The organism is Methylobacterium nigriterrae (assembly GCF_037106235.1).
GTDB classification, from domain to species: Bacteria; Pseudomonadota; Alphaproteobacteria; order Rhizobiales; family Beijerinckiaceae; genus Methylobacterium; species Methylobacterium nigriterrae.
Genome location: NZ_JBAWTG010000995.1, coordinates 1 through 259, shown reverse-complemented (window position 1 = coordinate 259; position 259 = coordinate 1). Strand labels below are relative to the sequence as shown.

The following is a 259-nucleotide window of genomic DNA, read 5'->3' as shown; positions in this document are numbered from 1 at the left end:
CGAGACGGCAAAAATGATGATGAAATACAGGACGGCGATCACGCCCCAGATTTTGAACGACGCAAAGGTCTGGGCAATCACGACTTCGCCCTGGTAGACGAGTTCGATGATTCCAACGGGCGCGAGCAGCGACGTATCCTTGATGGTCTGGGCCGCCTGGTTGACCAGCGGCGGAATCATGCGCTTGAAGGCCTGCGGCAACACGATGTAGCGCATCGTCTGGATGCCGGTCATGGCAATACTGGCCGCCGCCTCTTTC

At 57.9% G+C, this 259-nt stretch carries 1 pseudogene; it reads right to left on the bottom strand.

Annotated features, from left to right (window positions below):
- Positions 1-259, bottom strand: a pseudogene (locus WDW90_RS40000) (amino acid ABC transporter permease); the annotation flags it as partial.